This window comes from Deltaproteobacteria bacterium PRO3, from assembly GCA_030263375.1.
Lineage (GTDB): Bacteria > UBA10199 > UBA10199 > DSSB01 > DSSB01 > DSSB01.
The window spans coordinates 1-9,890 of sequence record SZOV01000109.1; the positions used below are offsets into that span (position 1 = coordinate 1).

At 62.4% G+C, this 9,890-nt stretch carries 6 protein-coding genes; all 6 read left to right on the forward strand.

Annotated elements, in window-relative coordinates; all coding sequences use genetic code 11:
* Positions 1–2,302 (forward strand): DNA-directed RNA polymerase subunit beta (rpoB, locus tag FBR05_13185; protein MDL1873133.1); only part of this gene is annotated, 2,302 nt, incomplete at its 5' end.
* 89 nt (positions 2,303–2,391) lie between these two features.
* Entirely contained in the window at positions 2,392–6,501 is a 4,110-nt protein-coding gene (rpoC, locus tag FBR05_13190; GenBank protein MDL1873134.1) for a DNA-directed RNA polymerase subunit beta', read from the forward strand.
* A gap of 269 nt (positions 6,502–6,770) precedes the next feature.
* Positions 6,771–7,142 (forward strand): 30S ribosomal protein S12, encoded by a 372-nt coding sequence (locus FBR05_13195; GenBank protein MDL1873135.1) that lies wholly within the window; start codon positions 6,771–6,773, stop codon positions 7,140–7,142.
* A 47-nt stretch (positions 7,143–7,189) separates the two neighbouring features.
* Entirely contained in the window at positions 7,190–7,660 is a 471-nt protein-coding gene (rpsG, locus tag FBR05_13200) for a 30S ribosomal protein S7 (GenBank protein ID MDL1873136.1), read from the forward strand.
* Positions 7,661–7,699: 39 nt separating this feature from the next.
* Entirely contained in the window at positions 7,700–9,781 is a 2,082-nt protein-coding gene (gene fusA / locus FBR05_13205) for an elongation factor G (GenBank protein ID MDL1873137.1), read from the forward strand.
* Positions 9,782–9,792: 11 nt separating this feature from the next.
* On the forward strand, positions 9,793–9,890 hold a 98-nt coding region (locus tag FBR05_13210; GenBank protein MDL1873138.1), incomplete at its 3' end, for a hypothetical protein.

The window sequence follows — 9,890 nt, forward strand, 5'->3', positions numbered from 1 at the left end:
CGCCGAGGGCAAGGTCACCGACGAAGTGATCTATTGCTCGGCCTTGGATGAAGAGGGTTTCTACATCGCCCAGGCCAACGCCGCGGTCGACGAAAAGGGCCACTTCAAGAACGACTTGGTCAGCTGCCGCAAGAACGGCGAGTTCGTTATGGTCCAGCCCAAGGAAGTTGAGCTGATGGACGTCTCGCCCAACCAGCTGGTCTCGATCGCCGCCTCGCTGATTCCCTTCCTCGAGCACGACGACGCGAACCGCGCCTTGATGGGTTCCAACATGCAACGCCAGGCCGTGCCGCTGCTGCGCAGCGAGACGCCCCTGGTCGGCACCGGCGTCGAGAAGAAGGTCGCCGAGGACAGCGGCGTAACGATCCGCGCCCGCCGCTCCGGCGTCATCCAAAGCGTCGACGCCGACCGCATCGTCGTCAAGGCCGAGAAGACCTCCCGCAAGGAGAGCTCCGAGGTCGACATCTACAATTTGGTCAAGTACCGCCGCTCCAACCAAAACACCTGCTACAACCAGAAGCCGGTCGTGAAGGCGGGCCAAAAGGTCCGCGAGGGTGACACCCTGGCCGACGGACCCTCCACCGAGATCGGCGAGTTGGCGCTGGGGCAGAACGTGCTCGTCGCCTTCATGCCCTGGGGCGGCTACAACTTCGAGGACTCGATCCTCATCTCCGAGAACCTGGTCAAGAACGACATCTTCACCTCGATCCACATCGAAGAGTTCGAGTGCGTCGCCCGCGACACCAAGCTGGGCAAGGAAGAGATCACCCGCGATATCCCCAACGTCGGCGAAGAGGCCCTCAAGGACCTGGACGACAGCGGCATTATCCGCATCGGCGCCGAAGTGAAGCCGGGCGACATTCTGGTCGGCAAGATCACCCCCAAGGGCGAGACCCAGCTCAGCCCCGAAGAGAAGCTGCTGCGCGCCATTTTCGGCGAGAAGGCCGGCGACGTGAAAGACACCTCGCTGCGCGTCCCGCCGGGCGTCGGCGGCATCATCATCGGGGCCCAGGTCTTCTCCCGCGAGGGGGCCGAGCTCGACGAGCGCGCCAAGGAGATCCAATCCGCCGAGTCCGACAAGCTGAAGAAGGATCTGGACGACGAGATCAAGATCCTCCAGGACAGCTCCGCCAAGAAGATCCGGCAGCTGCTGGTGGGCCGCGTCAGCTCCTCGAAGGTCGTCGACGACGAGACCGACAAGGTCTACCTGACCAAGGGCAAGAGCATCACCAACGCTACCCTCGATCAGATGCCCGTGAGCAAGTGGTCCGAGATCACCGTCCAGGACGGCGACGACATTGAGGCCGAGCTGGGCGAGCTCTTCGAGGCCATGGAAGAGCAGGTCGAGTTCTCCAAGATGGTCTACGACCAGAAGATCAACAAGCTCAAGAAGGGCGACGAACTGCCCCCGGGCGTCATCAAGATGGTGAAGGTCTACGTCGCGATCAAGCGCAAGATCTCGGTCGGCGACAAGGTCGCCGGACGCCACGGAAACAAGGGCGTCATCTCGCGCATCCTGCCGATGGAAGACATGCCCTACATGGAAGACGGGCGTCCCGTCGAGGTGGTGCTCAACCCGCTCGGCGTTCCTTCCCGCATGAACATCGGGCAGATCCTCGAGGTCCACTTGGGTTGGGCCGCGCGCGGCCTGGGCGAAAAGATCCATCGCCTGGTCGAAGAGGCGCAGAGCAAGGAAAACCTGGTGGCCCTGCTGAAGAAGGTCTACGGAAAAAATCCCTCGGCGGCGCAGCTCGAGGACATGACGCAGGCTCAGCTCCTCGAGCTGGTCAAGCACATGTTCCGCGGCATGCATACCGCCACGCCGGTCTTCGACGGCGCCAAGGAGAGCGAGATCAAAGAGATGCTCAAGCTGGCCGACCTGCCCGAATCCGGCCAGACGGTGCTCTTCGACGGACGCACCGGCGAGGCCTTCGAGCAGCCGGTTACCGTCGGCATCATGTACATCCTCAAGCTGCACCACTTGGTCGACGACAAGATCCACGCGCGCTCCATCGGGCCCTACTCGCTGGTCACCCAGCAGCCCCTGGGCGGCAAGGCGCAGTTCGGCGGCCAGCGCTTGGGCGAAATGGAAGTCTGGGCGATGGAGGCCTACGGCGCCGCGTACTCGCTGCAGGAGTTCCTGACGGTGAAGTCCGACGACGTCATCGGTCGTACCCGGATGTACGAGGCCATCGTCAAGGGCGAGAACAACCTCGAGCCCGGTCTGCCCGAGTCTTTCAACGTCTTGGTGAAGGAACTACAAAGCCTGGCGCTGAACGTGGAGCTGATTGAAGCAAAGTAGGGGCGGGACATGTCCTGCCGCTAGGTCGCGAAAAAATTGAAGGTAATAAGCATTGATGGGTTCTCTTGATTGAGAACCCGGAGGAAAAAATGGATATCCAAAATTTCTTCGAAAAGCCCAAAGACCCGCTGTCCTTCTCGGGAATCAAAATCTCCCTGGCTTCCCCCGAGATGATCCGGTCCTGGTCGCACGGCGAGGTCAAGAAGCCCGAGACCATCAACTACCGCACCTTCAAGCCGGAGCGCGACGGCCTGTTCTGCGCCAAGATCTTCGGTCCGGTGAAGGACTACGAGTGCAACTGCGGCAAGTACAAGCGCATGAAGCACCGCGGGATCATCTGCGAAAAATGCGGCGTCGAGGTCATCCAGTCCAAGGTTCGCCGCGAGCGCATGGGCCACATCAACTTGGCCACGCCGGTCGCCCATATCTGGTTTTTGAAGAGCCTGCCGTCCCGCATCGGCACCATCCTCGACACCACGCTGAAGGACCTCGAGAAAGTCCTCTACTGCGAGGCTTACGTCGTCACCGATCCCGGCACCAGCACACTCAGCGAGGGCGAAATCCTGACCGAAGATAAATTTCAAAAGGCCCGTGAGGAGTTTCTCGACGGCTTTACCGCGCGCATGGGCGGCGAGGCGGTCCTCGAGCTGCTCAAGAAGATCGACTGCGACGAGCTCGCCAAGAAGCTGCGCAAAGACCTCACCAAGACCAAGAGCGAGGCTACCAAGAAGAAGATCGCCAAGCGGTTAAAAGTGGTCGAGGCCTTCCGCGATTCCGCCAACAAGCCCGATTGGATGATGATGGAAGTCATTCCGGTCATCCCGCCCGACCTGCGTCCCCTGGTCCCGCTGGAAGGCGGCCGTTTCGCGACCAGCGATCTCAACGATCTCTATCGCCGCGTCATCAATCGTAACAACCGCCTGAAGCGCCTGATGGAATTGAACGCCCCGGACATCATCATCCGCAACGAGAAGCGGATGCTGCAAGAGGCCGTGGACGCGCTTTTCGACAACGGCCGCCGCGGCAAGGTCTTCACCGGCCCCAACCGCCGCCCGCTCCGCTCGCTCTCCGACATGCTGAAGGGTAAGCAGGGGCGCTTCCGCCAGAACCTGCTCGGCAAGCGCGTCGATTACTCCGGCCGTTCGGTCATCGTGGTCGGCCCCAACCTCAAGCTGCACCAATGCGGCCTGCCGAAGATCATGGCCCTCGAGCTGTTCCGTCCCTTCATTTACCACAAGCTTGAGATCCGCGGTTACGTCTCCACCATCAAGTCCGCCAAGAAGATGGTCGAGAAGCAGCTGCCCGAGGTGTGGGACGTGCTCGACGAGGTCATCCAAGAGCACCCCATCCTACTCAACCGCGCGCCCACCTTGCACCGCCTCGGCATCCAGGCCTTCGAGCCGGTGCTGGTCGAGGGCAAGGCGATCCAGCTGCACCCGCTGGTCTGTGCGGCCTTCAACGCCGACTTCGACGGCGACCAGATGGCCGTCCACGTGCCGCTTTCCATCGAGGCGCAGCTCGAGGCCCGCGTCCTGATGATGTCGACCAACAACATCCTCTCGCCCGCCAGCGGCAAGCCGATCATCGTGCCCACGCAGGACATGGTCTTGGGCATCTACTACATGACCCGCGAGCGCCTGCACGCGAAGGGCGAGGGCAAGAGCTTCGCCAGCCCCGAGGAGGTCGCACTGGCCTACGAGACCAAGGCCCTCGACTTGCAGGCGAAGATCAAGGTGCGCATCAACGGCGAGCGCGTCGAGACGACGACCGGCCGCATCATGCTCTACGAAATCATCCCCTCCAAGATTCCCTTCAGCGTCATCAACAAGACGATGGACAAGAAATCGATCGCCGACCTGGTCGACCGCTGTTACCGCGTCGCCGGCGACAAGGAGACCGTGCTGTTGGCCGACCGTCTGAAGGACATCGGTTTCAAATACTCGACGAAGGCCGGCATCTCGATCTGCCTCGACGACATGAAGATCCCGTCGGCCAAGAACTCGATGCTCGAGACCGCCTACAACGAGGTCCGGGACGTCGAAAACCAATACATCGACGGCTTGATCACCGACGGCGAGCGCTACAACAAGATCGTCGACATCTGGGCCCAAGTCACCGAGGGCATCGCCACCGAAATGCTCAAGCAGATGAGCACCGAGAAGGTGACGCAGGACGACGGCACCGAAAAGACCCTGCCCAGCTTCAACCCGATTTACATCATGGCCGACTCCGGCGCCCGCGGCAGCGCGATGCAGATGCGCCAGCTGGCCGGGATGCGCGGACTGATGGCCAAGCCCTCCGGCGAGATCATCGAGACCCCGATCACGGCCAACTTCCGCGAAGGCCTCACCGTGTTGCAATACTTCATTTCGACGCACGGCGCCCGCAAGGGTCTGGCCGACACCGCGCTTAAGACTGCCAACTCCGGCTACCTGACGCGCCGTCTGGTCGACGTGGCCAACGACGTCGTCATCGCCGAGGTGGACTGCGGCACCCTGGACGGCATCTGGATGTCGCCCCTGGTGGAGGGCGGCGAGGTCATCGAGCCGTTGGGCGACCGCATCCTCGGCCGCGTCGTCCTCGAGGACGTGAAGGATCCTTACACCGGCGAGATGCTGGTGAAGGCCGGCACCGAGATCGACGAGAAACTGGTCGAAATCATTCAGGACTCGGGCATCGAGAAGGTCCGCATTCGTTCGGTGCTGACCTGCCAATCCGAGCGCGGCGTCTGCTCGCTTTGCTACGGCCGCGACCTGGCCCGCGGACAGCTCGTCAACCTGGGCGAGGCGGTGGGCGTCATCGCCGCACAGGCGATCGGCGAGCCCGGCACCCAGTTGACCATGCGTACCTTCCACGTCGGCGGCGCCGCCTCCCGGCGCGCCGAGCAGTCGACGTTGGACAACCGCAACGAGGGTCTCGTCAAGCTGATCGACGTCAAGACGGTCAAAAACCGCGAGGGTTCCCTGACGGTCATGAACCGCCACGGCGAGCTGGCCATCGTCGACGATGCCGGACGCGAGCGCGAGAAGTACACCCTCACCTACGGCGCCAAGCTCCTGGTGAAGGACGGCCAGCGCGTCGCCGCGAAGACCCTGCTCTCCGAGTGGGATCCTTACTCGATTCCGATCTTGACCGAGGTCGACGGCAAGGTGAAGTTCGGCGACATCGTCGACAGCGTCACCATGCAAGAGCAGGTCGACGAAGTCACGGGTCTCTCCCGCAAGGTCATCACCGAGTCGAAGCAGGCCGACATGCGGCCCCGCGTCTCGATCAAGGACGAGCGCGGCCAGACCCGCAAGCTGCCCAGCTCGAACAACGAGGCACGGTACTTGCTGCCGATCGGCGCCAACATCACGGTCGGCGAAGGCCAGGACGTGATCGCCGGCGACGTCATCGCCAAGATCCCGCGGGAAACCACCAAGACCAAGGACATCACCGGCGGTCTGCCGCGCGTCGCCGAGCTCTTCGAGGCCCGTAAGCCCAAAGAGGTTGCGATCATCGCGGAGGTCGACGGCGTGGTCAGCTTCGGCAAAGACACCAAGGGCAAGCGCAAGGTGCTGGTCACCCCCGAGGTCGGCGAAGCCAAGGAATACCTGGTCGCCAAGGGCAAGCACTTGGCGGTGCGCGAAGGCGACTATGTCAAGGCAGGAGAGCCCCTCATGGACGGCTCCTCCAACCCGCACGACATCCTCAAGGTCCTGGGCGAAAAGGCCCTGGCCAAGTACTTGGTCGACGAAATCCAAGAGGTCTACCGTCTGCAGGGCGTTAAAATTAACGACAAGCACATCGAGACGATCGTGCGGCAGATGCTGCGCAAGGTCCGTATCAAGGACGCGGGCGACACGAACTTCCTGATCGACGACACCGTCGAGCGGGACGAGTTCGAGCGCATCAACGCCCAGATCCGGGCCAAGAAGGGCAAGCCGGCCTCCGGCGAGCCGATGCTCTTGGGCATCACCAAGGCCTCGCTCTCGACCGAGTCCTTCGTCTCGGCGGCGTCCTTCCAAGAGACCACTCGCGTCCTCACCGAGGCCGCGGTGTCCGGGAAGGTCGACCACTTGCGCGGTTTGAAAGAAAATGTGATTATGGGCCGCCTGATTCCGGCCGGTACCGGCTTGCGCCATTACCGCGACCTGAAGATGGAGGTCGATGAGGCCGAAGAAGAAGTAGAAGCGGCGACCAGCCACCTGAGCGCCTAAGGACCCCGGCGGGGGAGCCCGCCGCAGGCTTAGGTCAGGGGTAAAACCAGTAAAAACCCGGATTTGTTGGGGTATTGTTCCTTGACAGGTCTCGGAGGCGCGTGCTACTTAACGCGCCTATTTTTGGCTGGCTGGAAAAAGCCGAGCTAACTAGTTGAAATATAATAATAATTTTTCCCCATGCCGAGGCGAAATCCCGGAGCCGGGACTTCTCTCGACAGGGGCTTATTTGCGTTATCGCGGTCGCTCGCGACCCTAGGAAGCGAATTATGCCAACGATCAACCAATTGGTCCGGAAAGGCCGCCAAAAGGCCTATTACAAGGGGACGGCCCCGGCCCTCCAGCGCTGCCCGCAGCGCCGCGGGGTCTGTGTCCGCGTCTACACGACGACCCCCAAAAAGCCCAACTCCGCGCTCCGCAAGGTCGCCCGCGTGCGCCTCACCAACGGGATCGAGGTCACCTCCTACATCCCGGGCGAGGGGCATAACCTGCAAGAGCACTCGGTGGTGCTGATCCGCGGCGGCCGCGTGAAAGACCTCCCCGGCGTGCGCTACCACATCGTGCGCGGCACCCTGGATTCCACGGGCGTCGAGAAGCGCCGCCAAGGCCGGTCCAAATACGGAGCGAAGAAACCCAAGTAACCCGAGCGGGCCGTCCTTCGGGGCCCGCCTGATGGAGAGAGATTCTTATGTCGCGTAAAGGCCACATCGCTAAACGAAAAATCCTCCCGGACCCCAAGTTCCACGACAAGCTGATCTCCAAGTTCGTGAACAAGGTGATGCTGCAGGGAAAGAAAAGCACGGCCGAGAGTATCGTTTACGGTTCCTTCGACATCATCCAAGGCAAGCTGAATGACGACCCGCTGAAGCTCTTCAAGCAGGCCCTCGAAAACATCAAGCCGGTCGTCGAAGTCCGCAGCCGCCGCGTCGGCGGCGCGACCTATCAGGTTCCGATGGAAGTGCGCCCCGAGCGCCGGATCTCGCTGGGCCTGCGTTGGCTGGTCGACTACGCCCGCGAGCGCGGCGAGCGCACCATGGCCGACCGCCTGGCCGCCGAGATCATGGACGCGCTCAACAACCGCGGTGCCGCGGTCAAGAAACGCGACGACGTCCACAAAATGGCCGAGGCCAACAAGGCCTTCGCGCATTATCGATGGTAAGATTTTAGGAATGGGCCGAAACGATCGGCCCATATTTTTATGGCAGAGTACCCGCTAGCCAAAACTCGAAATATCGGCATCATGGCCCACATCGACGCCGGTAAGACCACGACGACGGAGCGCATCCTCTATTACACGGGGGTGTCGCATAAGATCGGCGAGGTCCACGAGGGCACGGCGGTGATGGACTGGATGGAGCAAGAGCAGGAGCGGGGGATCACGATCACCTCGGCGACCACCACCTGCTTCTGGAAGAACCACCGGGTCAACATCATCGACACGCCCGGCCACGTCGACTTCACCATCGAGGTCGAGCGGTCCCTGCGCGTCCTGGACGGCGCGGTCGGCGTCTTCTGCTCGGTGGGTGGCGTCGAACCCCAGTCCGAGACCGTCTGGCGTCAGGCCAACAAGTATCATGTCCCGCGCATCGCCTTCATCAACAAGATGGACCGCACCGGCGCCGACTTCTACCGGGCCGTCGCCGAGATGGACGAGCGCCTGCAGGCCAACCCGGTTCCCTTCCAGCTGCCGATGGGCGCGGAAGAGAATTTCCAGGGCGTGATCGACCTGCTGCGCATGAAGGCGATCCGCTTCGACGAAAGCTCCCTGGGCGCCAAGTTCGAAGAAATCGAAATTCCGGCCGAATACGCCGAAAAGGCCAAGGCCTACCGCGAGCAGCTGGTCGAGGCGGTGGTCGAGCACGAGGAAGGCTTGGTCGAGAAGTACCTGGCAGGCCAAGAATTGACCGTTGACGAGCTGAAGCGCGCCGCCCGCGCCGCGACCGTCAAGATGAAGATCACTCCCGTCTTCTGCGGAGCCGCCTTCAAGAACAAGGGCATCCAGCAGCTGCTCGACGCGGTGGTCGATTACCTGCCCAGCCCGCTCGACATCCCTCCCATCGAGGGCGTCGTGCCGCGCAAGCCCGACCTGGTCGAGAAGCGCGCCCCCGACGTGAAGGCGCCCTTCGCCGCGCTGGCCTTCAAGATCATGACCGATCCCTTCGTCGGCCACCTGACCTATTTCCGCGTCTATTCCGGCCGCCTCGAGGCCGGCTCCTACGTTTACAACTCGACCAAAGAGAAGAAAGAGCGCATCGGCCGCATCCTGCGGATGCACGCCAACCAGCGCGAAGAGATCAAGGACATCGGCGCCGGCGACATCGCCGCGGCGGTCGGCCTCAAGTTCACGACCACCGGCGACACGCTCTGCGACGAGTCCAAGCCGATCCTCCTCGAGTCCATCGAGTTCCCCGAGCCGGTCATCAGCGTCGCCATCGAGCCCAAGACCAAGGCCGACCAAGAGAAGCTGGGCGTCTCACTGCAAAAGCTGGCTCAGGAGGACCCTTCCTTCAAGGTCAAGATCGACGAAGAGACCGGCCAGACGATCATCGCCGGCATGGGCGAGCTGCACCTCGAGATCATCGTCGACCGCATGATGCGCGAGTTCAAGGTCGACGCCAACGTCGGTCGCCCGCAGGTCGCCTACCGCGAGACCATCCAGGCGAAGGCCGAGGCCGAGACCAAGTACATCAAGCAGACCGGCGGCCGCGGCATGTACGGCCACGTCCTGCTGCGCGTCGAGCCGCTGGAGCGGGGCAAGGGCTTCGAGTTCGCGGACGCGGTGGTCGGCGGAGCCATTCCCAAAGAGTTCATTCCTGCGGTCCGCAAGGGCGTCCAGGAGGCCCTGGAGGGTGGCGTGCTGGCCGGCTACCCCCTGGTGGACCTCAAGGCCACCCTCTACGACGGCAGCTTCCACGACGTCGACTCCTCCGAGATCGCCTTCAAGATCGCGGGTTCGATGTGCGTCAAAGAAGCCGCCCGCAAGGCCTCGCCGGTCCTGCTCGAGCCGATCATGGACGTCGAGGTCGTCGTCCCCGAGGATTTCATGGGGTCGGTCACGGGCGATCTCAATTCCCGCCGCGGGCGCATCATGCACACCGAGGTGCGCGCCGGGTCCTATGTGATCAAGGCGCAGGTGCCGCTGGCCAACATGTTCGGCTACGCCACCGACCTGCGCTCGCAGACCCAAGGTCGGGCCACGTTTACCATGCAGTTCGGCCGTTATGAGGCCGTTCCGAAGAACATCGGAGAAGAAATCATCGCGAAGTCGCAAGGAAGATAGGAGGAACCTTCATGTCAAAAGCTAAATTTGAGCGAACGAAGCCGCACGTGAACGTAGGGACGATCGGGCACGTGGACCACGGGAAGACGACGTTGACGGCGGCGATCAC